Origin of the sequence: Cryobacterium sp. TMS1-13-1 (assembly GCF_004403125.1) — a bacterium.
In the GTDB taxonomy this organism is placed as follows: domain Bacteria; phylum Actinomycetota; class Actinomycetes; order Actinomycetales; family Microbacteriaceae; genus Cryobacterium; species Cryobacterium levicorallinum.
Genome location: NZ_SOGX01000001.1, coordinates 140,304 through 165,983 on the forward strand (window position 1 = coordinate 140,304; position 25,680 = coordinate 165,983).

Annotated in this window: 27 protein-coding genes and 1 riboswitch; of the genes, 12 read left to right on the forward strand and 15 right to left on the reverse strand. The window is 67.4% G+C overall.

What is annotated here, in order from left to right; all coding sequences use genetic code 11:
• Nucleotides 1-11 precede the first annotated feature (11 nt).
• From E3T31_RS17945 to E3T31_RS00745, 6 genes are all read right to left on the reverse strand, one after another.
• Complete coding sequence (locus tag E3T31_RS17945) at nt 12-1,163, reverse strand: hypothetical protein (RefSeq protein ID WP_174844823.1); 1,152 nt, start codon at nt 1,161-1,163, stop codon at nt 12-14.
• A gap of 68 nt (nt 1,164-1,231) precedes the next feature.
• Nucleotides 1,232-2,422: an ABC transporter permease gene (locus E3T31_RS00730; protein ID WP_241977455.1), complete on the reverse strand. Its 1,191-nt coding sequence runs from the start codon at nt 2,420-2,422 to the stop codon at nt 1,232-1,234.
• A 305-nt stretch (nt 2,423-2,727) separates the two neighbouring features.
• Nucleotides 2,728-3,405 carry an ABC transporter ATP-binding protein gene (locus E3T31_RS00735; protein WP_174844824.1) on the reverse strand — a complete coding sequence of 226 codons (678 nt, stop codon included), beginning with the start codon at nt 3,403-3,405 and terminating at the stop codon, nt 2,728-2,730.
• Complete coding sequence (locus tag E3T31_RS17950) at nt 3,405-4,985, reverse strand: hypothetical protein (RefSeq protein ID WP_241977446.1); 1,581 nt, start codon at nt 4,983-4,985, stop codon at nt 3,405-3,407. Before E3T31_RS17950 ends, E3T31_RS00735 begins: the two co-directional genes overlap by 1 nt.
• Nucleotides 4,986-5,948, reverse strand: a complete 963-nt coding sequence (locus tag E3T31_RS00740) for a hypothetical protein (protein WP_134467025.1) — start codon at nt 5,946-5,948, stop codon at nt 4,986-4,988.
• Nucleotides 5,949-6,656: 708 nt separating this feature from the next.
• Complete coding sequence (locus tag E3T31_RS00745) at nt 6,657-7,433, reverse strand: MBL fold metallo-hydrolase (RefSeq protein ID WP_134467026.1); 777 nt, start codon at nt 7,431-7,433, stop codon at nt 6,657-6,659.
• A gap of 96 nt (nt 7,434-7,529) precedes the next feature.
• Between E3T31_RS00745 and E3T31_RS17570 the strand changes: the two genes are divergently transcribed.
• On the forward strand, nt 7,530-8,387 hold the full coding sequence (locus tag E3T31_RS17570; RefSeq protein WP_166788343.1) for an NUDIX hydrolase: 858 nt from the start codon (nt 7,530-7,532) through the stop codon (nt 8,385-8,387).
• Nucleotides 8,388-8,479: 92 nt separating this feature from the next.
• On the opposite strand, the gene E3T31_RS00755 is transcribed toward E3T31_RS17570, so the two are convergent.
• From E3T31_RS00755 to E3T31_RS00770, 4 genes are all read right to left on the reverse strand, one after another.
• Nucleotides 8,480-9,394, reverse strand: coding sequence for a hypothetical protein (locus E3T31_RS00755; protein ID WP_134467027.1), 915 nt, complete (start codon nt 9,392-9,394; stop codon nt 8,480-8,482).
• A gap of 114 nt (nt 9,395-9,508) precedes the next feature.
• Nucleotides 9,509-10,387: a universal stress protein gene (locus E3T31_RS00760; RefSeq protein ID WP_134467028.1), complete on the reverse strand. Its 879-nt coding sequence runs from the start codon at nt 10,385-10,387 to the stop codon at nt 9,509-9,511.
• 118 nt (nt 10,388-10,505) lie between these two features.
• Complete coding sequence (locus E3T31_RS00765) at nt 10,506-10,880, reverse strand: flavodoxin domain-containing protein (RefSeq protein ID WP_134467029.1); 375 nt, start codon at nt 10,878-10,880, stop codon at nt 10,506-10,508.
• 22 nt (nt 10,881-10,902) lie between these two features.
• Nucleotides 10,903-11,958, reverse strand: a complete 1,056-nt coding sequence (locus tag E3T31_RS00770; protein WP_134467030.1) for a zinc-dependent alcohol dehydrogenase family protein — start codon at nt 11,956-11,958, stop codon at nt 10,903-10,905.
• A 212-nt stretch (nt 11,959-12,170) separates the two neighbouring features.
• Here E3T31_RS00770 and E3T31_RS00775 point away from each other — a divergent pair, with 212 nt between their 5' ends.
• Together E3T31_RS00775 and E3T31_RS00780 are read left to right on the forward strand one after the other, a co-directional pair.
• Nucleotides 12,171-13,025 (forward strand): universal stress protein, encoded by an 855-nt coding sequence (locus tag E3T31_RS00775; protein WP_134467031.1) that lies wholly within the window; start codon nt 12,171-12,173, stop codon nt 13,023-13,025.
• A 64-nt stretch (nt 13,026-13,089) separates the two neighbouring features.
• Nucleotides 13,090-14,856 (forward strand): GAF domain-containing sensor histidine kinase, encoded by a 1,767-nt coding sequence (locus tag E3T31_RS00780; protein WP_241977447.1) that lies wholly within the window; start codon nt 13,090-13,092, stop codon nt 14,854-14,856.
• Here the strand turns inward: E3T31_RS00780 and E3T31_RS00785 are convergent.
• Together E3T31_RS00785 and E3T31_RS00790 are read right to left on the reverse strand one after the other, a co-directional pair.
• A complete protein-coding gene (locus E3T31_RS00785; RefSeq protein WP_134467032.1) occupies nt 14,756-15,415 on the reverse strand; it encodes a response regulator transcription factor in 660 nt (219 codons plus the stop codon). The genes E3T31_RS00780 and E3T31_RS00785 overlap by 101 nt on opposite strands.
• A 104-nt stretch (nt 15,416-15,519) precedes the next feature.
• Nucleotides 15,520-15,831 carry a metal-sensitive transcriptional regulator gene (locus tag E3T31_RS00790; protein ID WP_134467033.1) on the reverse strand — a complete coding sequence of 104 codons (312 nt, stop codon included), beginning with the start codon at nt 15,829-15,831 and terminating at the stop codon, nt 15,520-15,522.
• 156 nt (nt 15,832-15,987) lie between these two features.
• Between E3T31_RS00790 and E3T31_RS00795 the strand changes: the two genes are divergently transcribed.
• The 5 genes from E3T31_RS00795 (at nt 15,988) to E3T31_RS00815 (ending at nt 20,862) form a co-directional block, all read left to right on the forward strand.
• A complete protein-coding gene (locus E3T31_RS00795; RefSeq protein WP_134467034.1) occupies nt 15,988-16,215 on the forward strand; it encodes a heavy-metal-associated domain-containing protein in 228 nt (75 codons plus the stop codon).
• Between the two features lie 38 nt (nt 16,216-16,253).
• On the forward strand, nt 16,254-18,443 hold the full coding sequence (locus tag E3T31_RS00800; RefSeq protein WP_241977448.1) for a cation-translocating P-type ATPase: 2,190 nt from the start codon (nt 16,254-16,256) through the stop codon (nt 18,441-18,443).
• A 199-nt stretch (nt 18,444-18,642) separates the two neighbouring features.
• The gene (locus tag E3T31_RS00805) at nt 18,643-20,295 is read left to right on the forward strand and encodes an FAD-dependent oxidoreductase (protein WP_134467076.1); all 1,653 of its coding nucleotides are present in this window, start codon (nt 18,643-18,645) and stop codon (nt 20,293-20,295) included.
• Nucleotides 20,292-20,594: a rhodanese-like domain-containing protein gene (locus tag E3T31_RS00810; RefSeq protein WP_134467036.1), complete on the forward strand. Its 303-nt coding sequence runs from the start codon at nt 20,292-20,294 to the stop codon at nt 20,592-20,594. The genes E3T31_RS00805 and E3T31_RS00810 overlap by 4 nt, the downstream gene beginning before the upstream one ends.
• A gap of 1 nt (nt 20,595) precedes the next feature.
• Complete coding sequence (locus E3T31_RS00815; protein WP_105033762.1) at nt 20,596-20,862, forward strand: metal-sensitive transcriptional regulator; 267 nt, start codon at nt 20,596-20,598, stop codon at nt 20,860-20,862.
• A 122-nt stretch (nt 20,863-20,984) separates the two neighbouring features.
• Here E3T31_RS00815 and E3T31_RS00820 read toward each other — a convergent pair whose 3' ends face one another.
• The 3 genes from E3T31_RS00820 to arsB are packed head-to-tail and all read right to left on the reverse strand — an operon-like array spanning nt 20,985 to nt 23,114.
• Nucleotides 20,985-21,623 (reverse strand): arsenate reductase ArsC, encoded by a 639-nt coding sequence (locus E3T31_RS00820; protein ID WP_134467037.1) that lies wholly within the window; start codon nt 21,621-21,623, stop codon nt 20,985-20,987.
• A gap of 2 nt (nt 21,624-21,625) precedes the next feature.
• The gene (locus tag E3T31_RS00825; protein WP_104131561.1) at nt 21,626-22,030 is read right to left on the reverse strand and encodes an arsenate reductase ArsC; all 405 of its coding nucleotides are present in this window, start codon (nt 22,028-22,030) and stop codon (nt 21,626-21,628) included.
• 16 nt (nt 22,031-22,046) lie between these two features.
• Nucleotides 22,047-23,114, reverse strand: a complete 1,068-nt coding sequence (arsB, locus tag E3T31_RS00830) for an ACR3 family arsenite efflux transporter (RefSeq protein ID WP_198416956.1) — start codon at nt 23,112-23,114, stop codon at nt 22,047-22,049.
• A gap of 146 nt (nt 23,115-23,260) precedes the next feature.
• Here arsB and E3T31_RS00835 point away from each other — a divergent pair, with 146 nt between their 5' ends.
• The 4 genes from E3T31_RS00835 to crcB all read left to right on the forward strand — a co-directional run bounded on the left by E3T31_RS00835 (nt 23,261) and on the right by crcB (nt 25,528).
• Complete coding sequence (locus E3T31_RS00835) at nt 23,261-23,620, forward strand: helix-turn-helix transcriptional regulator (RefSeq protein ID WP_092448311.1); 360 nt, start codon at nt 23,261-23,263, stop codon at nt 23,618-23,620.
• 372 nt (nt 23,621-23,992) lie between these two features.
• Nucleotides 23,993-24,493, forward strand: a complete 501-nt coding sequence (locus E3T31_RS00840; RefSeq protein WP_134467039.1) for a universal stress protein — start codon at nt 23,993-23,995, stop codon at nt 24,491-24,493.
• A 116-nt stretch (nt 24,494-24,609) separates the two neighbouring features.
• Nucleotides 24,610-24,679, forward strand: a riboswitch (Fluoride riboswitch).
• Nucleotides 24,680-24,767: 88 nt separating this feature from the next.
• Nucleotides 24,768-25,151 carry a CrcB family protein gene (locus E3T31_RS00845; RefSeq protein ID WP_255453980.1) on the forward strand — a complete coding sequence of 128 codons (384 nt, stop codon included), beginning with the start codon at nt 24,768-24,770 and terminating at the stop codon, nt 25,149-25,151.
• Nucleotides 25,148-25,528, forward strand: a complete 381-nt coding sequence (gene crcB, locus E3T31_RS00850; RefSeq protein WP_134467041.1) for a fluoride efflux transporter CrcB — start codon at nt 25,148-25,150, stop codon at nt 25,526-25,528. The genes E3T31_RS00845 and crcB overlap by 4 nt, the downstream gene beginning before the upstream one ends.
• The last annotated feature ends 152 nt before the right edge of the window (nt 25,529-25,680 follow it).

The following is a 25,680-nucleotide window of genomic DNA, read 5'->3' on the forward strand; positions in this document are numbered from 1 at the left end:
CAGCACCGGGCTCAGTACCAGTTGTGCTCCTCGGAGTGTGCCCAGGCGCCACAGGGGGTGCCGTAGCGGGAAGCGATGTAGCCGAGGCCCCAGGTGATCTGGGTGGCGGGGTTGGTCTGCCAGTCGTTGCCCGCGGTCTGCATCTTGCTCCCAGGAAGCGACTGGGGAATTCCGTAGGCGCCGCTGGACGCGTTGTAGGCGCTCACCCGCCAGCCCGACTCCCGTTGCCAGAGCTGAACCAGGCAGTTGAATTCGGCGGTGTCCCAGCCCCGGGCGGCGACCTGGGTGGCGGCGATCGCCTGCGCGCCGCCTATATCGACCACGGCTCCGGCGGGCGGTACGGGCGACGACGCGGGTGATCCGGATGACGCGGACGCCTCAGCCGCCGCGGTGGCCTCAGCCTGGCGCTGCTGCTCGAGATACTGCTGCTGGGCGGCCACGCCGTTTCGATACTGCCTCTCCACGTCGGCGGATGAGTTCTTCAGCGACGCGAGCTGGGCATAGAGCACCGCGCTCGCGGACTGCTTTACGACGACCTCCGCGTCGGCTGCCTGCTGGGCCGTGCGCGCAGCCGTCAGCCCGGCCAGTGCTGCGGCCTGCAATCGGTCGCGCTCCGTGGTCATCGCTTCGGCTTGCGCGATGAGTGCCTCGGCCGAGTTGCGTTCGGCATCAGCCTCGGCGGTGAGCCGCCCCGCCTGCTCCGTGAGTCGCTCCATCGTGCCGAGCCGAAACAGCAGGTCGTCGGAGTGCGTGCTGTCGAAGAAGGCGCCCAGACTCAAATCGGTGCCTGCGGCGCGGTAAAGCTGGGCCCCCAACGCGCCCAGTCGGGTGCTGCTGTCGACAGAGCGAGCGGATGCGGCATCCGCTTGAACGGAGAGCACCGTCTGCTGGGCTGCAGCTGCGCCGTAATCCGCCTGTGTTTGTTCATGGGCGGCGCCGAGCGCTACGGCGTCGTCGCCGAGGGTGGCGGTGCGGGTCTGCAACTCGTCGAGCGCGAGTTCGATCGCGGCCACCTCGGCGAGAGTGGCGGCGACGCTGCTCTTGGCGGCTTCCACCTGCTCCCAGGTCGGGTAATCGTCGACGGCGGCGGCCGAACTCGTGACGACGCTGGTCGTTACAATGACTGCCGTCACGAGGCTGAGAAACACGCCCGGTTGTTTCATGGATCCAGTCCCCACCCCGTAGACGGCGAGTTTAGCCGTTCGAACCCGGAAAACCTGTGTGTGGCGGCCTAGGTGCCGCCGCGAAGGGCGGTGATCGGCTCGATGTTGGAGGCGCGCATCGCGGGATAGGCGCCGGCTGCGAGGCCGACGACCGTTCCGAGCAGGGCGGCCCCGATCGCGACGAACGGGTCGAGAATCGGGGTCCAGCCCTGCAGCAATGAGACGGCGACGACCGCGAAGACCCCGAGGGCCGAGCCGATCAACCCGCCGAGCAGGCCGATCACGGCCGACTCTACGATGAACTGCCGGGCAATGTCGCGCCGGGTCGCGCCGAGCGCCCGGCGCAGGCCGATCTCGCCGACCCGCTCCATTACCGAGAGCAGGGTGACGTTGGCGATGCCGAGGCCGCCGGCGAGCAGCGCAAGAATGCCGAGGGTGAGAAAGACGATGTTGATGTCGGCCTGAATGTTGTCCTGCAGCGATGACGCCGCGGCGGGCGCCTGCACCGTGAAATTCTCCGGAGCGCTCGGGTCGAGTGCGATCGGCGCCTGCCGCGACACCAGAGTGCCGGCACCGACCTCAATCTGCACGTGCAGTTCGGCCGGGGCGGTCAGGCCGAACTGAACCCGCGCGGTGTTCAGCGGCACGATGACGGCGTCGAGCAGGTTGGCGCGACGTTCGACGCCGTCGATGATGCCGATGACGGTGTACGACACCTCACCAATGAAGATCGACGGCTGGCTGTCGACCCGGTTGATGCCGAGCGTGTCGGCGGCCCGCTCCCCGAGCACGGCCACCCGGTCGCCGCGCTCGTCGTGGCCGGCGTCGAAGAAGCGTCCGGTGACGACCTGCCCGCGGACCGCGGCGAGCAGTCCAGATGAGGCGGCGATGACGGCGGGGCTCAGTGTTTGCGCGGCCGAAGGATCATTGACCGGAACGGATGTCACGGCCTGGCCGGCAACATCAACATCCGCCACGAGACCCGCGCGTTCGACCCCGGCCAGCCGATCGACCCGCTCCGGGGCATCCCAGGGGAGCCGGCCGGTGGCCCGCTCAGCGCCGCTCGAATTGCGGGTCGAGGCCGGCGCGATCATGATCTGGGTCGCCGAGACCGCGTCGAACTGGTTGGAGATCTGCCCGGCAGCCGTCTGCGCGAAACCAATGGTGACCACGAGCGAGGCGATGCCGAGCACGGTGCCGAGGGTCGTCATGACGAGCCGGCTAGGCCGGGCGCCGACGCCGTAACTCGCCTCGACCATCAGGTCCTGCACCGAAAACCGGTCGGCCCGGCGAATGACCGGCACGACGCTGGGTGGGCCGGTGGGGCTCGCCGGCTCGGTGGCCTGTTCGTCGGTGGTGGCTGGGTGAGCGGATGCTGCGGCGGAGGATTCAGTGGCGGCCGATTCTGCACCGGCTGGCATTGCGACGGCTCTGGGCGCTGAGGCCGTCAGCTCAGCGGCATCGTCGTTCAGCGATTCAGAGTCACCGCGGGGCGCGGCGACCGCCTCGTCGACCGCAGCGGTGTTCGCGGTGCCGAGCCGCCGCATCCGCTTAAAGGAGAACGTCATGACAGCTCGCTCAGACGACCGTCGGTGATGCGCACGCGGCGGTCGGCACGATCGCTCACGGCCTGGTCGTGGGTGATCACGATGAGGGTGAGGCCGTCGGCGTGCAGCTCTTCGAACAGGTCCATGACCTCGCTGCCGGTGGTCTCGTCAAGATTTCCGGTGGGTTCGTCGGCGAGCAGCAGCTCGGGCGACGCGACCACGGCACGCGCGACGGCGACCCGCTGGCGCTCGCCGCCGGAGAGGGTGCCGGGCAGAAAGTCCAGCCGATGATTGAGCCCTACCCGGTCGAGGGCGGCGCGGGCGCGGTCCTCGCGCTCGGCGCGCGGCACTCCGCTGTACAGCGTGGCCAGCAGTACGTTGTCGAGCACGGTGCGGTGCGGCAGCAGGTGGAAGGCCTGAAAGACGAAGCCGATGGTGCCGCCGCGCACGATCGCGCGCTGCTTTTCGTCGAGCAGGCTGGTAGAGGTGCCGGCGAGGTGGTATTCGCCGACGCTCGGCCGGTCGAGCAGTCCGAGTAGGTTGAGCATGGTGGACTTGCCGGATCCGCTCGGGCCGACGATCGACAGGTAGTCGCCGCGTTCAACCGTGAGGTTGACCGATTTGAGCGCCTGCACCTCGGGCGGTCCGGGAAACGACCTCGTGACGTTGACCAGTTCGACGACCGGTGCTGTCATCACCGGCCCACCACGACGAGGTCCCCGACCGCCAGCGAGCCGTCGACGGCGGTGATCTCGACGAATCCTTCGGCGGCGAGGCCGGTGGTGACCTCGACCAGCACGGTTTCCGCGCCGTCGCCGGGGTCGAATTCGACCCGGGATTCGCCGCCGGGACCGGCGGTGAGCGCGGCGAGCGGAACGGCGAGCACCTCGCCCTCGGTCGAACTGACCGGGATGCGCACGCGCACGTTACTGCCCTGCACGGCCTGGATCTGCTCGTCGGTCAGCGCGTCGGGGGCGAACAGAACGGTGAAGCGGTCGCTCGCTGCCTCGCCACTCGTTGCTGCGCCGCTGGCCGGTTCGGCGGGGAGGATCGAGGTGATCGTGGCGCCCTGGTCGCCGTCGGGCATGGCGAGAATGGCCGGGGCCCCGACTTCAAGCAGGGCGGCGTCGCTGGCGGTCGCCGATCCGGAGATGACCAGGGTCGCGCCCGAAACCCGCATGACTGGTCCGGTGATGCTCGATCCGCGTTTCACGCTGATCTCGTCGACCCGGCGGGGCAGTCCCGGCAGGTAGAGCACTTCGCCGGCGGGCAGGTAGGCCAGCGCACCGTCGCGCGCGTCGCTCAGGGTCTCCCCGGCGCGGGTCAGCTCGGCCTTGGCCGCGTTAACGGCGGCCGTCTCCGCGCTCGAGTCCCGCGGGGCTAGGGCCTGGACTCGGCGCGCGACGGCCAGGGTGACGGCCTCGGCGGCATCCGCTATCTCATTGGGGGTGCCGTCGGCCCGGGCAGAAGCGAGCGCCCGCTCGGCGCTGCGCACAAGGTTGCCCTGCTCAACCACGTCGACGTTGGATGCCGCGCCCTGAGCGGTGGCGAGTGCGTTATTGGCGCTGTCAACGGATGCCTGCGCGCTCGAGACTCCGGCTTCGGCGCCGCTCACCGCGCTCTTGACCTCGGAGCCGCCGATGGGGGCCGGGTAGCCGACCTTGGCGTAGAGCGCGGTGACCGCGCTCGCGGTCTGGGCGTCGAACACATCGGAGTCGAGCGCACCGGCATCGATTCCGGCCACGCTCAAACCCTGCTTGAGCTGCAGCACGTCGGGGCCGGACACTCCGACCCGCAGGGTGCGGTAGACCGGCAGGTCGCCCGGCAACACGATCACCGGGCGGCCGGTGACCTCGAGCGCGATCGACGCGGTGTCGAAGATTGCGGCGACCTCGGGCACCTGCCCGGTGACGATGGGCGGCCCGGCGAGTTCGCCGGTTTCGATGCTCACTTCGACTGAGTCGGCGTAGGTCGCGTCGCCGCGCATGGTGACGTCGTTGGCGAGCGTGCGGTTTTCTATGGGAACGGTGATGAGTCCGGCGGCGGGAGCATCGGCATCCGCTGCCGCCTGCCCGGGCGAGACGATCAGCTGGCCGAGTCCGAGGCCGGCCACGAGGGCGACGATGGCGACGGTGGCCATGACCCAGATCACCCGGTTGCCGACGAACAGGCGGCGCCAGCCCTGGCTGCGTGAGTGGGGTTTCGGCGCGACCGATTCGGCGGCGGGCGCCAACTCGTCGGGCGCGCTCGTTCGTCGACCGAACCGGCGCGACACCTACTTGCCTTGCTCGGTGTCTGCGATGAGCGCGTCCAGCTCGGACTTGTGATCAATGATGAACTGCTCTTCGAGGTCGAACTGCACGTTCGTCGATGCTTCGGTGTAGTCAATCTCTTCGGCGCAGGTGAAGTCGGCCATGGCGACGGTGAGTTCCTTGTCGCGCATCTCGGCGAGCACCGCCTCATCGGGGCCGGCGCCGGTCTGGTTTTCGTAGAGCTCGCTCTGCGCGGTCGAAATCGACTCCTGCGCGTCCGCCTTCTTGGTGAAGGTTGCATAGCCGGCGTCGGCCATGCACGCTGCCCACTCGGAATCGAGTTTCACGAGCGTGGGGGAGGACTGGGCTGCTTCGTACATGGCGCTCATCGCTTCATAGAGGGCTGCATGTTCGTCCTGTGAGGGCTGGTCGCCGTTGATCTCGTGACTGGCGAAACCCTGGCAGCCCGACGTCTCCCAGTTGTACTCGTAAGAACCGTCCTCGCCCATCTCTTCCTCGGTGGGCGTAACGCCATAGAGCACCTCATAGTAGGCGGCCTGCTCGCCCTCGGAAAGGCTCGTGACGTAATCCTGGTTCGGGTCGACGAACTCTTGGCTCTGCTCCTGCTGTTCGGCGATCTGCTCCGGCGATTGGCTCATGCCGTAACCGTTTTCGGCGACCCACTTCTCGGTGCCATATTCTTCGCCGTCGTCGGCGCTCATCATGCCGCTGTACTGCGAGTTGTCGACCGGAACGTAGTCGAAGCCCTCGTCAGCCATGCAGGTCGCAGTCAGTTCTTCCTGCTCGTTCTGCTGCGCCAACATGGAGTCTTCGTCGTAGCCCTCGTTCATCACCGACATGTACTTGGTCAGCGGGCTCTCGGCCGGGTCGAGCTTGGCTCCCGCCTGGTCAGAGCTGCACCCAGCGAGCGTCAATGAGAGCAGTGTAGTAGCGGCGATGGCCGTGAGCAGCGAGCGTTGGCGCATGAATTTCCCCTTTTAACATGATGGCGACGATGCCCGTTTCCCCATAAGGTACCGCATTGCTGTGGCCGACTGGGGGTGAACGCCGCTTTGCAGCAGTACAAGAACCATACCGCTCGGTCTGTTTACCACGTAAAGTCAAAGGAGGGGTGGCTGGCGGCGATGGGCGGGAGTGTGTGTGCTCTGCGCACACACTGCAGGCTGGGCCAGCTGCGCGCGAGTGGATGCCGCGGCGCGGGCGCATGCGGCGGCATCCACTCGCGCGGAGCGTGTTTTCGGGCGCAGCTGGGCGTTGAGGGTCTTGCCGTCGTCGCGTCGCGGAAATCCTCGACGGAGGAGTCGGTGGGCTGTGTTGTGTTTTCGGCCATGGCCCAGACTTGCGTGTGCACGTTGGGTTGACCTCGTCAGCGGATACTGGGCCGAAACTTGACCGGTCACGCACGGCGCGTGCGCGCCACACACTCGCCGCGCACTTCGGGCCGATATGGTGGGGAGCTCGGGTTGAACAAGAAGTCATCTCCCGGAACTTCGGTGATTGGAGAATGCACCATGGCCCAAAATCCCAAACAGAGCAACAAGGTTGCGCGAGCAGCAAGCTCGGGCGCGCGGAACGCACGGTTCAGCGCTGCAGCGGATACCGCCGCGGCAAGAGCCCGCGCCCTGAGGGCCAGCCATCTGGAGAAAAAGAAGCCCGGCAAGTAGCTTCGCGGGTCAGCTGCTGCCGCGCAGGTAGGCCAGCTGCGCGCGAACGGATGCCTCGGCGGCGAACCGCACCGCGGCATCCGTTTGGGCGTAGACCACGTCGGTAACCTGAGCCGTGCTCGCATCGTCGCCGAGCTCTCGCAGGGCGGCACGCACCTGGTCGAGACGCTCGCGCCGGTGGGCGAGGTAGGTGTCGCAGCTGGCGGCGAGGTCGGGCAGCACCGGGCCGTGGGCCGGCAGCACAATGGCCGGGCCGAGCGCGCGCAGACATTCGAGTGAGGCGAGGTAGTCGGCGAGGGTGCCGTCGATGATGGAGGTTCCTCGGCCGAGGATGGTGTCGCCGGTGAGCACCGAGCCGGTCGGGCCGTCGTCCGGCAGGTGCAGGCAGACGGAATCGTCGGTGTGCCCGGGGGTGTGCACGATGTGGATGCTGGTGCCGCCAGCCTCGATCAGTTCACCGTCGACGAGGGGGTCGCCGCCCAGGCAATACGCCGGATCGAACGCCCGCACCGGGGCTCCGGTCAGTTCGGCGAACTGTGCGCTCGCGGCCGTGTGGTCGGCGTGCCGATGGGTCACGAGCACGAGTGTGACCCGCCCAGCCGCGGCGAGGGCAGCGAGGTGGCCATCGTCGAGGGGACCGGGGTCAACCACGACGATGTCGGTCGTGCCGGGCGCGGCAATGAGGTACGAATTGGTGCCGTCGAGGGTCATCGGCCCCGCGTTCGGAGCGAGCAGGCTGCGGGTGAATGGGCTCGTGCGCTGCGGTTGTGCGTCGTGGTCGGGCATAGCTCGCAGCTTAGTGTCGGTGTCGGTGCCGGTGCCGGTGCCGATGTCGGGGGTCGGCGTTAGGGTGGGGGGAACCCGATCGATGAGGACGACGCGATGACGCGAGATGCACAGACCGGCCCGGTTCCGATCGGGGATGGTGCGAGCCCGGCTGCGCCTCTCGGGGTGGCCGCGACGGTGGTGTTGCTGCGCGACGGTGCCGAGGGGCCCGAGGTGTTGCTGCTCGAACGTCCGCGCCATCGCGGGTCGTTTGCCGGTGCCTGGGTGTTTCCCGGTGGTGGCGTTGATCCGGAAGACCGATTACTAGCGGATGCCGCGGATGTCGCGGCGTCGGGTGGCAGCGCAGCGACCGCCGCCGAGGGTGCCGAGGCTATGATCGTCGGCGCGGATGCTGGTGATTCTGCTGACTCGGACGACCCTATCGCCCCGGTGGCAGCCGAGGTCGTCGAACAGCTCGCCGCCCGCAGGGCCGCCGTGCGCGAGGTGCGGGAGGAGACCGGGCTTGAGGTATCGCCGGATGCGCTCGTCTCGACCGCGCTGTGGATTCCGCCCCCGATCGCGCCGAAGCGCATGCGCACCTGGTTTTACCTCACGGCGGCACCGGCCGGCATCATTGTGCTCGCCGAAGATGAGGTCATCGACTACGCCTGGCTTCGGCCCGCGATCGCGCTGGCGCGGCACGCATCCGCTGTGATGACGCTCGTGGCACCGACCTGGGTGACGCTGCACGGGCTGCAGGGGTTCGAGTCGGTGGCCGCGATCGTGGCGCATTTCACCGGGCGTGGGTTGGCGCACTACGAGACCCGACTCGGAGCGAGCGAGCGTGGGCAAGTGCTGTTCTGGGCGGGCGATGTGGCCTACGACGACCAGGCCCACATCGAGCAGGAAGGGGGCCGGCATCGGCTGGAGATCGGCCAGGTTCCGTGGGTGTACACGGCGAGCGATCGGGCGTAACGCCTCAGCCGCTCATCTGGCCGCTCGATTCGAGCGCTTGCTGAACGGAACCCTCGGGCGGCTCGCTCGGGCGCCCGGGTAAGGCGCCCGGGTCAGGCGGCCGGGCCGACGGGGATCAGCGACGGCACGCGGCAGTTCTGGCCGCCGACGAAGTTCAAGCACTCGTCGAACATGAGTGAGAACGGTTCGAACGTGGATTCACCAAACCAGTCACTGAAGAACAGCCAGAAATTGAGGTTGCCGTAGGTCGAGCAGGCATCGCCCTCGTCACCAGCGTTTTGCACGGCCACCGGGTTGGGCTGGTAAGGCGTGTAGTTGTACAGGTTAGCCGTGGCCTGGTTTTCGATGGCGACTGGGGTTGAACCGCACTCGGCGTTGGGGTTGAAACCCATGTCGACCGTGCCGATCTTGAATGCCCGGTCGGGTTCCTGGGTGTACTGCCGAAACTGCCAGGCCGCGTTGTAGACCTGGTTGAAGAATCCGAAGTACTGGGCGTCGCAGTCGGCGGTGTCCGGGCAGCCGTAGCCGGTGGCGCGCAGGTAGCCCGATTCGCTCGGCCGGGTCAGCAGGGACTGCTCCTTTTGCAGCAGCACCAGCAGCACCTCGGGGCTGATCGTGCAGGCCGCCGCAATCTTCGCGATGATGCGGGCGGCGGTCTCGTTCTCGGCGCCAACATAGGGCAGGCAGTGGCCGGTGCCCTTGGCCGGTTGGCTGGTCGTCGTCTCGCGGTACTCCCAGAGGCACGGCACGCCGTCACTCGGGGCGCAGGAGCGGTCTTCGAGAAAATCCTGGATCTCGCTCTCGGTGAGGGCATCCGGGTTGAAGAAGTTGTAGTCGCTGATGATGAGGCCGGGGTCGAACGGAGCGGGTTCCGTCACCGCGGTCGGCAACGGGGCTGCGGTAACCGGTGGCGTCGGAGAGGCGACCAGGGTCGCCAGCAGCCCCAGCAGAGCTACGCCGGTCGCCAAAATGCGCAGTCGGCGAGGGGGCAGCGCAAATGTGCTCATACCAAAACCCTAACCGCGGGCGGCCAGCTCGCGGCACTCATGACGTAAGCGGGCACTCGTTCCCAAGGGTGCCAGCGTCTCGAACGAGCGCCGCGAGGCGCTGCCCAGTGCGGGTCAGGCCGTCGGGGCCGGGATGACCACCATCGGGGACTGGATGTTCAGCACGATCGAGTGACTCACGGAGCCGAGCAGCAATTTCGACAGGCCTTTGAAGCCGTGGTCGCCGACGACCAGCAGCGCAGCCCCGCGGGCTGCGTCGAGCAGCACCGACTGGGCCGGTCCGCGCACGAGCGACGGACGGATGTTCACCATCGGGTAGCGGGCGGCGACGGTACGCAGCGACTCGTCCAGGATGCGCCGGTGCGAGGTCTCCAGGGTCTCCAGAAACCGGGCGTCAGGTTCGGTCGTGTCGCGCCAGACCAGCGGTTCCTGCCAGGCATGGATCGCGATGAGGTCTTCGCCGGAACGCTCGGCTTCGGCCGCCGCGAATTCGATGGCGGCGTTGGAAGCAGCCGAACCGTCGACGCCGACCACAATGCCGGTGTGCCCGGTGTTGAACGGCACAGCGCTGTCGCCCTCCGGAATGATCGCGACGGGTCCGTTGGCCGAACCGGCCAGGCGTGCCCCCATCGACCATTCGTAGCGCAGGGTCGACCCGCGGCGACGGTGGGTTCCGACGACGACGAGGGTGTCCGTTCCGCTCAGCGCGCGCAGTTCGGCGATCGGGTCTCCGGAGAGCAATTCGGAGTGCACCGTCAGCGCCGGATACTTCGCGCTGACCCGCTCCGCATCATCGCTGAGTACCTCGCGGGCGCGTGCTGTCGTGGACTCCATCACGAAATAGTCCGCCGACGACACCGTGCGATCGAGCACCTGCACCAGCGTGAGGTCCCCGCCGGTTGCACGGGCCAGCGACCAGTTCAGGGCCGCTTTGGCCGGCTCCGTTCCGTCCCAGGCAACCACCATCTTGGCGGTAGTGAGCGTGTCAGTCATGAGTCCAACCCTTTCTGCGGTGCTGGGCCGCGAGTGAATTCTCGGGTGACCGTCGCCGACTTCTACTTTTCAGGTTAGCCACGGCGATCATCCCCAAGTAGGGCCGAAAGTCACGAGATCAGCGACGACATCCGCTCAGCACGGTACGCAACGCCGGTAGATTTCGGGACACGCCGTGATTGGGGCGCAGCCAGATCGGGCAGGGAGCCGAGCCATTCCCGCACGCCTCTGCCGGCGGCATCCGCTTCAAGATGGAGGATGCGCTGGGGCGTGACGGCGGCATCGATCGCGCCCTGTCGGTGCTTGGCCGGCTCAGGCCGTGTACGTGGGTCGGGCCGCCGACCAAGAGCAGGTCGACCTGCGTCAGGTCCACCCCGGCGGCCTGACTCGTCGGCACGAGGATCACCTCGGCCGGAGCCAGGCCGCGCCCGATCGTCTCGGCGATGAGACGGGTGTTGCCGTACATCGATTCGTAGACGATCAGGGCGCGCATGAAACCTCCCGGGGAAACGTTGTTAGCGGGTGATGACGACCTTGAGGGCCTTGGTTTCGGCGGCGCGACCAAAGGTGTCGTAGGCCTCGAGGAACTGGTCGAAGTTGAAGTGGTGCGTGGCCAATTTCTCCGCCGGCAGCTTCTTGCTCGCGACGAGCTTGAGCAGCATCTTCGTGGTGTTGGCGTTGACCAGCCCCATGCTGATGTTGATGTTCTGAATCCAGAGGTTCTCCAGGTGCAGGTCGACCGGCTTGCCGTGCACGCCGACGTTGGCGACGTTGCCGCCCGGGCGCACGATTTCGGTGGCCATGGTGAAGGTCTGCGGAATGCCGACGGCCTCGATGGCCACGTCGACGCCGGCGCCGTCGGTGAGGGCCAGAACCTGCTCCTTCCAGTCGGCGGCACCGGAGACGACCGTGTCGGTCGCGCCAAAGGAGCGGGCCCGCTCGAGGCGGTTCTCGTCGAGGTCGATCGCGATGATGGTCGCGGCGCCGTACAGGCCCGCGGTCGCGATGGCGGCGAGGCCGACCGGGCCGGCACCGATCACGGCGACGACATCGCCGGGCTTGACCCGGCCGTACTGCACGCCGATCTCGAAACCGGTCGGCAGAATGTCGCTGAGCATAACGCCCTGGTCGTCGCTGACGCCGTCCGGCAGCTTGTGCAGGGAGTTGTCGGCGTAGGGAACGCGCACGAACTCGGCCTGGGTGCCGTCGATGAGGTGGCCGAAGACCCAGCCGATGCCGGAGGCACCCTCATCGCCGAGACAGTGCGAGTAGAGCCCGTTGCTGCAGTTGCTGCAGTGGCCGCAGCTCTTGATGCAGGAGATGATGACCCGGTCGCCGACCTTCAGATTGCTGACGGCTGAACCGACCTCGGTGATTGTGCCGACGCCCTCATGGCCGAGGATGCGGCCGACCGTGACGGCGGGAACGTCGCCCTTGAGAATGTGCAGGTCGGTGCCGCAGATCGTGGTGGTGTCCACGCGCACGATCGCATCGGTCGGGCTGTGCAGCGTCGGATCCGGAACGTCGGTCCAGCTCTTCAGGCCGGGGCCGCCATAGACAAGTGCCTTCACGGGGTATCTCCTTGGTTCGTGGGCGGGCAAACGACCCGTCAGAGCCACGCTAGTTCTGGAGCTCCTGCGCCCAACAGTGCCGAAAGTCCCGTTGGGAAAAACCCACCTAATCGGGACTTCCGGCCCTTCTATTATTCTGCGCGCACTGGGAGGATGAGGCGTAGGCGGTGCACTACACCGCTGTGACCTGAGCTATCAGAAGAGGTAGAGCAATGAACCGGATGATTGTGGTTGGCATTGATGATTCTGCCGCCGGCGAGAGCGCCCTCGCGTGGGCCATGCAGCGAGCCGAGAACGTGAAGAGCCCGGTGACCCTCATGCACACCGTGTACGAAACCTGGCTGGCCGATGGCTACGGCTACTACGATTCCATTCTCGACGCCGAGAAGAAGCTGCTCACCGAAGCCGGCGCTCGCGCCGCCGCCTTGGCTCCCACGGTGACCACCCACACCGAGTTGCGCACCGGCAGCGCGCCGCGGGTGCTCAGCGAACTCTCGAAAGAGGCCGACCTCATCGTCGTCGGAACCGAGCATAAGGGCCGGGTCGAGGGCGAACTGTTCGGCAGCGTGAGCCTGCAGATTGCCGCGCTGGCAGCCTGCCCCGTCGCAGTCATCCCCTCCCTGCCCGAAATTGAGCGCTCGGGCGTGTACGTCGGCGTGGATGGCTCAGCCGATTCCGTGGCGGCCGTCGCGTTCGCCGCCGCAGAGGCCGACCGCACTGGCCAGGAGCTCTACGCCCTGTACGCGGTGCACTTGCCGAACCGTCGCGTGCTGCGCAGCATTCCGGCCAACGCCGTGACCGAGCGCATGGAGGAGGAACGCATTGTGCTTGCCGAGGCCGTCGCCGGCCTCAGCGCTCGATACCCCGACCTCGTGGTTCACCAGGTTCTCGAGACCGACGAATCGCCCGCCCGGGCGTTGGTGTCCGCCGCCGTGCGCGCCCAATTGCTCGTCGTAGGTAGCCGTGGCCGCGGGTCGCTGACGCGTCTGCTGATGGGATCGGTCAGCCACGAGGTGCTACTGCACATCAGCTGCCCGACGATTGTGACGAGAACAACCCACAAGTAAGGTCACCTCCCGCCAAACCGTGCCAAGGTTAGAGCACAGATCGCTGACTGGGTGGGGGAACACGGTGTCGGATCAGATTATCGCCGAATTGGCGCTCACCCAGGACCGCATGCGCGGCCTGCTCGACGCCGTCGTGTCGGTCGCTGAGGACCTCAGCCTCGAATCGGTTCTCGAACGTGTCGTGACCGCCGCCTGCCGGCTGGTGCAAGCCCGGTACGGTGCCCTCGGCGTAATTGGAACCGGCCCGGTATTGAGCCACTTCGTCACCGTCGGTTTCGACGAGGAAACCGTTCACCGGATCGGGGCGCTGCCGACCGGCCACGGCGTCCTCGGCCTGCTCATTCGCGAACCGCGCCCGATCCGTCTGCACGATCTGCACGAGCACGCCGACTCTTTCGGGTTTCCGGCCCATCACCCGCCGATGAAGTCGTTCCTCGGCGTTCCGGTTCGGGTGCGCGACACTGTGTTCGGCAATCTCTACCTCACCGAAAAAGAAGGCGGCGGCGACTTCACCGACGAAGATCAGGAACTGGCCGTCGCGCTCGCCGCGGCCGCCGGCGTGACGATCGAGAACGCCCGTCTCTACGACGAGGCCCGCCGCCGCAGCCGCTGGTTGGAGGCGGTCGCGGCGATGGGCCGCGACCTGCTGCGCCCGGACGACGGTGACGAGAACAACGGCCTCGATCTGGTGGTGCAGCGCGTCCTCGTCGCTTCCGGTGCCGAACTGGCCGTGATCGGGTTTCCCACCGACGACAGCCTGTACTGTGCGGCCGCTGCCGGCGTGGACGCCTCGGCCGAAGTCGCCGCCCGCCTGGTCGGCGGCACGGTACTGCTGCGCCCCGGCACGCTCGACGAACTGCACGACACCGGTGCGTCCTCAGCCCTCGGCAATCCGCCTATTCTGAGACAGGATGCAGCGTGCCCGGCCTCCGCGGCGCAGTGGTCGCTCCTGGGTCCCACACTGGTGGCCGCACTGGGGCCGGCCGGCGACGGGCAGGGCGTGATTCTGCTGTCGCGAGCACCGGCATCCGCTGCCTATAGCCTCACCGATGTGGAGATGAGCGCGGTGTTCGGCACCCAGGTATCGCTCGCGCTCGAGCTGGCCACGGTGCACCGGATGCGCGAGGAGCAGGCGGTGCTCGGCGACCGCGACCGGATCGCGCGCGATCTGCACGACCTCGTCATTCAGCGGCTGTTCGCCGCCGGGCTGAGCATGCAGAGCCTGCGCCGGTTCACGAACGATCCGGTTGCGCTGGACCGCATCAACGCGGTGACGACCGAGCTCGATGAGACCATTCGTGAACTGCGTGACACGATCTATTCCCTGCGCGGAATGGCTCAGGACACCGGCACGCTGAGCAGTCGCATTCTCGCCGTGATCAAAGAGGGCGCGCAGGGCCTGCCGTTCGCCCCGCGCATCCGCCTGTCCGGGCCGATTGACGGACCGCTCGCCGATGACCTCAGCGGCAGCCTGCTCGCTGTGATCTCGGAGGGGCTGAGCAATGCTGCTCGCCACGCGCAGGCGACCAGCATTGACATTTCGGTGGACGTCCAGGACGAGCGGATCAAGCTCGTGATCGCCGACAACGGCATCGGTTTCAGCAAGCCGGCGCGGCGCAGCGGCCTGGACAACCTCAAGGAACGCGCGGCGCTGCTCGACGGTAAATTCTCGGTGCGCAGCACCCTCGGCGAAGGAACCCGGCTGCGCTGGTCTGTGCCAGTGCCGGAAATTACAGTCGGTGTTCGTCTCCACGTTTCGCAACGAACACGGCAGCCTGGGTTCGGCGCTGAAAGTCCAGCTTCGCGAGCATCGACGACACGTAGTTCTTGACGGTCTTCTCCGCCAAAAACATGGTCTGGCCGATTTCGCGATTGGTCAGCCCCGCGCCGATGAGGTCGAGCACCTTGCGCTCCTGCGCGGTGAGCGTGGCGAGCCTGGCATCCTGCGGGTCGGCCAGGCCGGCGATGATGCTGGCCTTGATCGCCGGGTCGAAGAGGGATTCGCCCGCCGCCGCGCGCCGAATCTTGCCGAGCAGGTCGGTGCTGCGAATCTCCTTGAGCAGATAGCCGGCCGCGCCGGCCAGAACCGCACCGCGCAGCGCCTGCTCGTCGTCGTAACTGGTGAGAATGAGGCACTGCTGGGCCTCGTCGACCGAGCGCACGTCCCGGCAGACTTCGATGCCGGTGCCGTCGGGCAGGCGGGCATCGAGAATGGCCACGTCGGGGTGCAGCTCGAGAATGAGCGGCGTAGCCTCAGCGGCCAGACCGCAGTCGGCCACGACCTCGAACCCCTCGCCCTCGAGCAGCTCGCGCAGTCCGCGCCGAACCAGCTCGTGATCGTCGAGAATGAAAACCCGTACGGGAGCGGCCGTGGCGGCGTTGCTGTTCATGGGGGTCCCTCTTCAATCGGCACGGATGCTGGCCGGTACGTATTGCTGCCTGTTAAGTGTCGCGCCGGGCTGCACCCGGGGACTAGGGCCAAAGGTCCGGTCCTTTAGGAACGCACCAGACGTGCGATGGCGGCGGAAGCCTCGCGGAGCTTGGCCTCGGCTTCGGCGCCGCCAGCGACAGCGGCGTGCAGCACGCAGTGATTCAGGTGATCGTCGAGCAAGCCGAGTGCGACCGATTCGAGCGCGCTCGTCATGGCGGAGATCTGGGTGAGGATATCGATGCAGTACTTGTCGTCGGCGACCATTCCCTGCAGCCCGCGGGCCTGACCTTCGATGCGGCGCAGACGCTTGAGGTAGGCATCCTTGTTGGAGATGTAGCCGTGCGGCCCGTCGTGGGTCGACTCTGACTCGTTCATACGGTTATCCTCTGCATCGTCGTTAGTCTCCCAGTGTACCCCCTCGGGGTATAGTGGGTCCCATGGTACCCCCAAGGGGTATAGTGGGTCCCATGGTACCCCCAAGGGGTATGCTCGAATGAGACCCCTTCGCGGGGAAACAGAAAGGTTCTGACCATGAACAGCACAACCACCGCCTACGGCGTTGACGGAATGACCTGCGGCCACTGCGTCGCGAGCGTGACCGAAGAGATTGGGCTCATCGCCGGGGCTGAGAACGTCACCGTGGAACTGGTCAAGGGCGGCACCTCGCAGGTGACCGTCACGAGCGCCGCCCCGCTCGACCGGGCTCTGGTTGCCGCAGCCGTTGAGGAGGCGGGCTACCAGCTGGTGTCCGCGGCCTGATGTCGGATGGTCAACAGGTTGACCTCCTCGTCAGTGGAATGACCTGCACCTCGTGCGCTGCCCGCATCGAGAAGAAGCTCAACCGGATGCCCGGGGTCGCCGCCACGGTCAATTACGCCACCGAAAAGGCGAGCGTTTTTGTGCCGGCCGGCACGAGCGTCGACGACGCCATCAAGACGATTGAAGCCACCGGCTACACGGCCGTGCGGCCCGCAGCCGCGCCCGCGGCGGACACCGGCGACCCCGAGCTGGCCACCCTGCGCCAGCGCCTGCTCGTCTCGGCCGCGCTGACCGTGCCGGTTGCCGCCCTGTCGATGATTCCGGTGTTGCAGTTCACGAACTGGCAATGGCTGGCCCTGACCCTCGCCGCCCCGGTCGCCATCTGGGGAGCCTGGCCGTTCCACCGCGCCGCCTGGGTGAACGCCCGCCATGGCGCCGCGACCATGGATACCCTGGTCAGCGTCGGCGTGCTCGCCGCCCTCGGCTGGTCGCTCTATGCCCTGTTCTTCGGCATGGCCGGGATGGCCGGCATGACCATGAGCTTCACCTTCTCGGCCACCCCGGGAGGTGGTGCCGATGAGATTTATCTTGAGGTGGCATCCGCTGTCACGGTGTTCATTCTGGCCGGGCGCTACGCGGAGGCGCGGGCCAAGCGCAACTCCGGGGCGGCGCTGCAGGCGCTGCTCGAACTCGGCGCGAAGGAAACTACGCTGCTGAAGGATGGCGTGGAGAGCCGGATCAGCACCGCGCTGCTCGTGGTCGGCGACGAGTTTGTGGTGCGGCCGGGGGAGAAGATCGCGACCGACGGCCTGATCGTGGACGGTTCGAGTGCGATTGACGCGAGCCTGCTCACCGGCGAATCGGTGCCGATCGAGGTCGGACCGGGCGACAACGTTGTGGGGGCAACCCTGAATTCCGGCGGGCGCCTCGTGGTGCGGGCCGTTCGGGTCGGCGCTGACACCGAGCTGGCCCATATTGGCCGACTGGTGGAGCAGGCGCAGACCGGCAAGGCCGAGGTACAGCGTCTGGCAGACCGGGTCTCCGCCGTGTTCGTGCCGATCGTGATCGGGCTCGCCCTGGCGACCCTGGCTGGCTGGCTGCTGGTCGGCGCCGGCGCGACGATGGCGTTCACCGCGGCCGTCGCGACGCTCATCATCGCCTGCCCGTGTGCCCTCGGGCTCGCCACGCCGACCGCGCTGCTCGTGGGAACCGGGCGCGGCGCGCAACTGGGCATTCTGATCAAGGGGCCGCAGGTTCTGGAATCCACCCGCCGGGTCGACACCATTGTTCTCGATAAGACCGGCACGATCACGACCGGGCGCATGACGCTGTCGAGCGTTGTGCCACACGAGTGCGGCTCTGTCGATGAGTTGCTGGCTCTGGCGGGGGCGGCGGAAAGCGGGTCGGAGCATCCGATCGCCCGGGCCATCACGGCGGGCGCGGTGTCGAAGCTCGGCCCTTTGTTGTCGTCGTCGGCGTTTCTGTCGGAGCAGGGGCTCGGGGTGCAGGCCGAGGTAGACGGCCGCCTGGTTCTGGTCGGCCGGCCCGCGTGGCTGGTTGAACGGTGGGGGCTTAGCGTGCCGATTGAGCTGCAGGCCGTGCTGGGCACCGCCGAGGGGCTCGGCAAGACCGCCGTCATGGTGGCCTGGGAGGGCCACGTGCGCGGCGTACTGACCGTCGCCGACACGGTGAAGCCGACGAGCGCTGTGGCGGTCGAGCGCTTTCGGGCGCTCGGGCTGACGCCGATGCTGGTCACCGGCGACAATCTCGCGGCGGCGCAGAATGTCGCCGCCTCGGTCGGCATTACCGACGTGACCGCCGGGGTGCTGCCCGCCGACAAGGCCCGGGTGATTGCGCGGTTGCAGGCGGAGGGGCACGTGGTGGCGATGGTCGGTGACGGCGTGAATGACGCCGTCGCCCTGGCGACCGCTGACCTCGGCATTGCGATGGGCTCGGGCACCGATGTCGCGATCGAGGCGAGTGACCTCACGCTCATGCGCAGCGATCTGCTCGCCGCAGCGGATGCCATCCGCTTGTCTCGGCGCACCCTCACGACGATCAAGGCGAACCTGTTCTGGGCCTTTGCCTACAACGTCGCGGCGATTCCGCTCGCGATGGCCGGGCTGCTGAATCCGCTGATCGCCGGCGCTGCGATGGCCCTGTCCTCGGTGTTCGTGGTGACCAACAGTCTGCGGTTGCGCGGCTTCCGCGCGCTCCCGGTCACCTGAGTATTTCCTTCCGGACCTCCTTTGTTTCCTGGTTCGGGCTTTCGGGCTTTTTGTTTCCGGGCCCGGGCCCGGTCGCTGGGCCCATGATGGATCATGGGCCCGCTTCCGCAGGGTGGGCCCGGGCGAGCGGATGCCGCCGCCGCGCCCGCAGGCTTGTGCCCTGGATACCCTCTAGGGTTTAATTTGAATGGAGGAAAACGTGAAAATCATCATCGTGGGCGGGGTCGCCGGCGGCATGTCGGCGGCGACCAGGTTACGCCGGCTCGACGAGAGCGCCGAGATCATCGTGTTCGAGCGCGGACACTACGTCTCGTTCGCGAACTGCGGCCTGCCGTATTTCGTCGGGGGAATCATCCGTAAGCGCAGTGACCTGCTGCTGCAGACCCCCGAATCTCTCGGCGGCCGCTTCGCGCTCGACGTGCGCATCGACACCGAGGTCGTGCAGATCGACCGCGTCGAACAGACCGTCTCGGTGCGCAATCTGCTCACCGGCGAAGAAAGCATCGAGAGCTATGACCGCCTCGTGCTCGCCGCCGGCGCCTCGGCGCGGTCCGGCGCGACCGACAGCACCATTCCCACCCATACGCTGCGCACGGTCGATGACGTCGACCACATCACCGCGGTGCTCGCGGGCGTCGAAACGGCATCCGCTGTGGTCATCGGCGGCGGATTCATCGGCCTCGAAGCCATCGAAAACCTCGTGCACCGCGGGGTGCAGGTGACCCTCGTGCAGCGCGGCAGCCAGATCTTCACCCCCCTCGACCCCGAAATGGCAGCGCCCGTGCTTGACCGACTGCGCGAACGCGGCGTCGACGTGCGCCTGGGCACCGTCGTCACTGGAGCGTCCGGGCAGAGCGTCACTCTCAGCGACGGAACGACCGTACCCGCCCACCTCGTGATCGACGCGAGCGGCGTGCGCCCCGACGTGACCCTCGCCGAGCAGGCCGGCCTGCGCATCGGCGAGAGCGGCGGCGTCTGGGTCGACGGCACCCAGGCCACCAGCGATCCACTCATCTTCGCGGTCGGCGACGGCGTCGAGAAAACGGATGCCGTCGACGGCGCAGGCGTGCTCGTCACCATGGCCGGCCTCGCGAACCGCCACGGCCGCTCCGTCGCCGACAGCATCGCCGGCACTCCCGAGCAGGCTGAGCCGGCCGTCGGCGCCGGAATCGTCGCCATCTTCGGCCTCACCGTAGCCACCGTCGGCTGGAACGAGAAGCGCCTGATCGCCGCCGGGCGTGCCCACCGCATCGCGCACACGCACCCCGTCAACCACGCCGGTTACTTCCCGGGCGCGGAGGGGATGTCGATCAAGCTGCTCATCGATGCCGCGACCGATGCAATTCTCGGCGCGCAGATCGTGGGCGGTGCGGGGGTGGATAAGCGCATCGACGTGCTCGCGGTCGCGATGGCGGCCGGGCTGAGCGCATCCGCTTTGACGCGTCTGGAACTCGCCTATGCGCCGCAGTATGCCTCGGCAAAAGACCCGATCAACCAGCTTGGATATGTCGCCGACAACCTCGCGCAGGGAACGAGCGTGAACCTGCAGTGGCACGAGCTGGAGGCGGCGCAGGCGGCCGGCGCTGTGCTCGTGGACGTGCGGTCGGCGGGCGAATTTGCCGCCGGCAGCATTCCGGGCGCGCTCAACGTGTCACTCGACGAGTTGCGAGCCCGACTCGCTGACCTTCCGCCGGTGCCGCTGATCGTGCATTGCCAGGTCGGTCAGCGCGGCCACACCGCCGCGCGCATTCTCACCCAGCACGGATTCGACGTGCGCAACCTCGACGGCGGCTACCGCACCTGGCTGGCCGGAACCGTCACTTCACCCATTTTGGAAAGAGCCCTCGCATGAAAGAAATTACCGTCACCGAGCTGTCCGCGCTCACCGAACCCGTCGTCATCGACGTGCGCGAACCGTGGGAGTACGAAGCCGCCCACGTTCCCGGCGTGATCCACATTCCGATGGGCGAGGTCGTCGGGCGAATCAGCGAGATTCCAGCGGATGTTCCGGTGCACGTCATCTGCGCCCTCGGCGGACGCAGCGCGCAGGTGGCGGAGTATCTGGCCGCGCACGGCCACGACGCCGTGAACATTGCCGGCGGTACCACCGCCTGGCAGCAGGCCGGTCTGGCGACCGAGCAGGGGGCCTGAGATGGACGACGTTCGGGCCGCCGAGCAGAAGAAGATCCTGAACCGGTTGCGCCGGGCGCAGGGGCAGCTGACCGCCGTCATCGCCGCGGTCGAGGGCGGCGGCAATTGCCGCGACGTCGTGACCCAACTGGCTGCCGTGTCGAGTGCCCTCGACAAGGCCGGCTTCGTCATCGTGTCGACCGCGATGCGCGACTGCATCGCGAACCCCGACAACGAGAACTCGCTGACGGTCCCCGAGCTTGAGAAGTTGTTCCTGACGCTCGCGTAGGGCGTGCGGGCGGGGCACTGCATCCGCTCGCCGGGCCCACCTTATGACCCGGGGCCCAGCTTATAAACTGGGCCCACGGACGGGGCCCGGGCCCCGTTCCCGGGCCTGGTCCCCAAGGCGACTCAGGCGGCGGGGGTCACTCCGAGACCGGCCAGCATCTCCGTGACGTTCGCCCGGATCTGGTCGCGGATGCGCCGCACCTCCTCGATCGGCTGGCCGGCCGGATCGACGAGCTCCCAATCGACGTAGCGTTTGCCAGGGTAGATCGGGCAGGCATCGCCGCAGCCCATGGTGATCACGACGTCCGCCGCCTGCACCACGTCGTCGGTGAGCGGCTTCGGAAATGACTCGTCGAGCGACAGGCCGAGTTCGGCCATGACCGCGACCATGGTCGGGTTCAGCTCGGGCAGGGGCATCGATCCGGCCGAACGCACGTGCACGGCACCGCCCGACAGGGCATTGGTGAACACCGCGGCCATCTGCGAGCGGCCGGCATTCTGCTCGCAGACGAACAAGACCTCGGGCACCGGTCGCTCGATCGCACCCTTGGCCTGGCCCAGCGCGTTCAGGCGCTCGCGAGCAAAGCGTGCCGTGCGGGTCGTCAGATGTGCTTTCACGCTCGACGTGCGCAGCAGCCCGGTATAAGACTCGAGCACGTAGCGTTCGACGGTCTCAGCGGCGAAGATGCCGTGAAACTGCTCGGCGAGCTCACCGGCGAGGCGCTTGAGCGACTCTTCCGGGTAGGTCAGGCCGGGAAGCATGCCTAAGCCTCGACCGGCAGAATCTCGGCGAGCAGCGCCTCGATGCGCGCCTTGATCTCATCGCGAATGGGGCGCACGCTCTCGATGCCCTGGCCGGCCGGATCGTCCAGCTTCCAGTCCTCGTAACGCTTGCCCGGAAAGATCGGGCAGGCGTCACCACAGCCCATTGTGATGACGACGTCGGACTGCTTGACGGCCTCGGTCGTGAGGATCTTCGGCACGTTGCCGGCGATGTCGATGCCCTCTTCGGCCATCGCGGCGATCGCGACCGGGTTGATCTGATCCTTCGGCTCCGAGCCGGCCGAGAGCACCTCGACGCGGCCCTGCGACAGTGCGGTCAGAAAGCCAGCGGCCATCTGCGAGCGTCCGGCGTTGTGTACGCAGACAAACAATACGGAGGGTTTCATCTCTAAGTTCCTTCAGTTAGACGAGGGTACGAGTGGATGCTGCGGCCGGCGCAGAGTCGGCCGCCGGCATCCGTTCGGGAAAGAGTCGCGGTTTCAGCCAGAGCGCGACGTAAACGAGCGCGACGAGCGCCGGTACTTCGATCAGCGGGCCGACGATGCCGGCGAGGGCCTGGCCGCTGAGGGCGCCGAAGGTTCCGATCGCGACGGCGATCGCAAGCTCGAAGTTGTTGCCGGCGGCGGTGAAGGCCAGCGTCGTGGTGCGTTCGTAGCTCATGCGCAGCAGGCGCCCGGTGAGGAAACCCGCGAGGAACATCATCGCGAAGTAGACCAGCATCGGCAATGCGATGCGGGCCACGTCGCCGGGGTGGTCGATGACCTGCTGGCCCTGCAGGGCGAACAGCATGACGATCGTGAACAGCAGTCCCCAGAGCGCGAACGGGCCGACCCGGGGCAGAAAGCGAGCCTCGTACCAGTCGCGGCCGCGGCGGGCCTCACCGATGCGGCGAGACAAATACCCGGCCAGCAGTGGAATTCCGAGGAACACCAGCACGCTCGCGGTGATCGCCCAGATCGAGAACTCGGCGCTCGTGGTGGGCAGGCCGAGCCAGGCCGGCAGTACCTGCAGGTAAAACCAGCCGAGGGCACCGAACGCGACGACCTGGAACACCGAGTTCACGGCCACGAGAAATGCTGCGGCTTCGCGGTCGCCGCAGGCGAGGTCGTTCCAGATCAGCACCATGGCGATGCAGCGGGCGAGGCCGACGATGATCAGTCCGGTGCGGTATTCGGGCAGGTCGGGCAGAAAGATCCAGGCCAGGGCAAACATGAGCGCTGGACCGACCAGCCAGTTCAGCAGCAGAGAAGAGATCAGCAGGCGCTTGTCGGAGGCGACGGAACGGGCATCCGTGTAACGCACCTTGGCGAGCACCGGGTACATCATGATCAGTAACCCGATGGCGATCGGCACGCTGATCGAGCCGATCGTGAACGCGTGCAGCAGATCGCCGACGGCCGGAACGAACACGGCCAGCAGCAGGCCGAGGCCCATGGCGGCGAGGATCCAGACCGGCAACAGCCGGTCCATCGCGCCAAGTCGGGTGGGGGCAGGTGCCGTAATGCTCACGAATCTCCAAGTCTTGACGACAGCGATTCGCGGTAACATTGATCGTTGTCGATGTCCACGCTAGATCAATACATTGACCAATGTCAATCTAAGGAGGATCTGTTCAGATGACGTTTACCCGGACCCTGCCCCTGACCGACATTTCTCAAGCGGATGCCTGCTCCTCCCCGCTGGCGCGCGCAGCCATCGCCCCGGACCATGCAGACTCCCTGGCCCGCTCGCTCAAGGCCCTCGCCGACCCCGCCCGGCTGCGCATCATCTCGATCGTGGCGGCCCACGCCGACGCCGAGGCCTGCGTCTGCGACCTGACCGACCAGCTCACGCTGAGCCAGCCAACCATCTCGCACCACCTGAAGGTGCTCGTCGACGCGGGTTTTCTCAGCCGGGCCAAGCGGGGAACCTGGTCGTACTACAGCCTGGTACCCGGCTCGCTCGACTCCGTCGCGGGCGTGCTGGCCGCCGTCTGAGGTCGGCCGTGAGTCGTTGCCGACTGCCCGCGGCCGTGCCGCAGTCGTCCGAGCCGTGCCGGGAACGGCTGCTGTGAACCACAGAAGTCTGACCGGTGCCGTCATCCACGGCCGTGCCGTAGTCGTCTGAACGCAGCCGTCCGCCCGCGCTCGTCTGAGTCTGACCGTGTGTCGTGGTCGTGGTCGTTTGAGTTCGGCCGCCTGATCGCGTCCGGGACCTGAGCCGTCCTGTCAGGCCGCCGTTCGTGCTGATGGCCGGCGCCGGGGCATCCGTTTGTGTCGCGTGTCGTTTTTCGAATTGTTCGGTCGGTTCTGGCCCTATGCGCTCGGCGCAATTGCTGTCAAGCTGACGCCAGGGGAGAGGAGCCACCCGTGAGCACCTATGTGATCGTCGGCGTGATTCCGGGCCAGCCCGACGCCGTTGTGCTGGAGGCCGCTGCCTTTGCTGCCCGGTTTCAGGCCGAGCTGGTCTGCGCCACGGTCGATGCCGGCCGATATTTCGTGGATGAGTTCGCCGATGGAGGCGTTATCTCCCTGCCGGTCGACCCCGACCTTGACGACACCGATGACGACGGATTCAGCGTGGCCCTCCGCGCTCACCTGACGACCCTGCTCGATGGCAGCAACCTGGTCTGGTCTACCCGGGCGGTGGCGGGCGATCCGGCCCGTGCCCTCGCGCACCTCGCCGACACGCTCGACGCCGCGATGATCGTGGTCGGTACCCGCGAATCCGGCGTGCGGGCCAGCGTGCAGGAATTCTTCGGCGGCTCCGTGGCCGTACACCTCGCCCACCGGCAGCACCGGCCGGTCGTCGTCGTTCCGCTCGCCCCGGTAGCGTTCCGCGACGAGCTGCCGTGGGAGTCGGAGCGGTAGCCGTCCAGCCGCGCGGGTATCTCGCGCCGCAAGCTTGTGTCACAGCGTTTGGCGTCGCCGTTGTCCGACCGCGCAGCCGCCTCGCGCCGCAGCCGTGTCCTGCCGAAGGAGTGTATTCTGGCCTCGGCGATGGATCCCGCCGGAGCATCCGCTCAAACCGCCTTCGCTGATGGTTCCTGCTCTGGTTGCGACTGAACCACCGCGACAAACAGGTAGGTGAATCATCGAGAGAATCACGCCGCGCGCCGCGCATCTGCGCTGGCGCTACCTCGGCCTGGTCTTTCTCGGCGGAACGGCAGGCACCGCCCTGCGCGAAGCGCTCTCGCTCGTGCTTCCTGACGGTCGCCTACCGCTCACCACGCTCGGAATCAACCTACTCGGTGCCCTGTTGCTTGGCCTCCTGCTCGAGGCCCTCGTGCGCAGCGGACATGATGCCGGTGGCCGCCGCAGCCTGCGACTCCTGCTCGGCACCGGCCTGCTCGGCGGGTTCACGACCTACAGCGCGCTCGCGACCGCGAGTGCACTGCTACTCATCGGCGGTGAGATCGGCCTCGCGCTCACCTATGCTCTCGGTACCGTGCTGCTCGGCGGAGTGGCCACCGGGCTCGGCATCGTGCTCGGCGCCGCTCTGCACCGGCATCCGGGGGCGAACGGATGACCCCGCTCCTGTTCCTGGGGATCGCCTGCGCCGGCGGCGTGGGCGCGGGCGCCCGGTTCTACCTCGACGGCCTCGTGCGCTCCCGCCTCGGCGGGGCGTTTCCGTTCGGCACGACCATCATCAACGTGAGCGGCTCGCTGCTGCTCGGCCTCGTCACCGGCCTCGCCATGAATCACCTGCTCGCGCCGGAGTGGAGCCTCGTGATCGGCGTCGGTCTACTCGGCGGCTACACGACGTTCAGTACGGCGAGTTTCGAGACCGTGCGACTGGCCCAGCAACGGCGGTATCTCGCGGCGCTGGCCAACGGGATCGGCATGCTCGCGGCATCCGTTAGCGGCGCAGCACTCGGTCTGTGGGCTGGGCTGGCGCTCGGCTGACTCTGACTCTGTCTCTGGCTCTGCCTGTGGCTCGGGTTCCCGCGAGGCCGGGCCCATGTTGCGAACGGGGGCCCATGATCGATCATGGTCCCGCTTTCCGGGCCCGGGCCCGGAAAAGATTGGGCCTGAAATGGGAGCCCGCGAAATGGGGT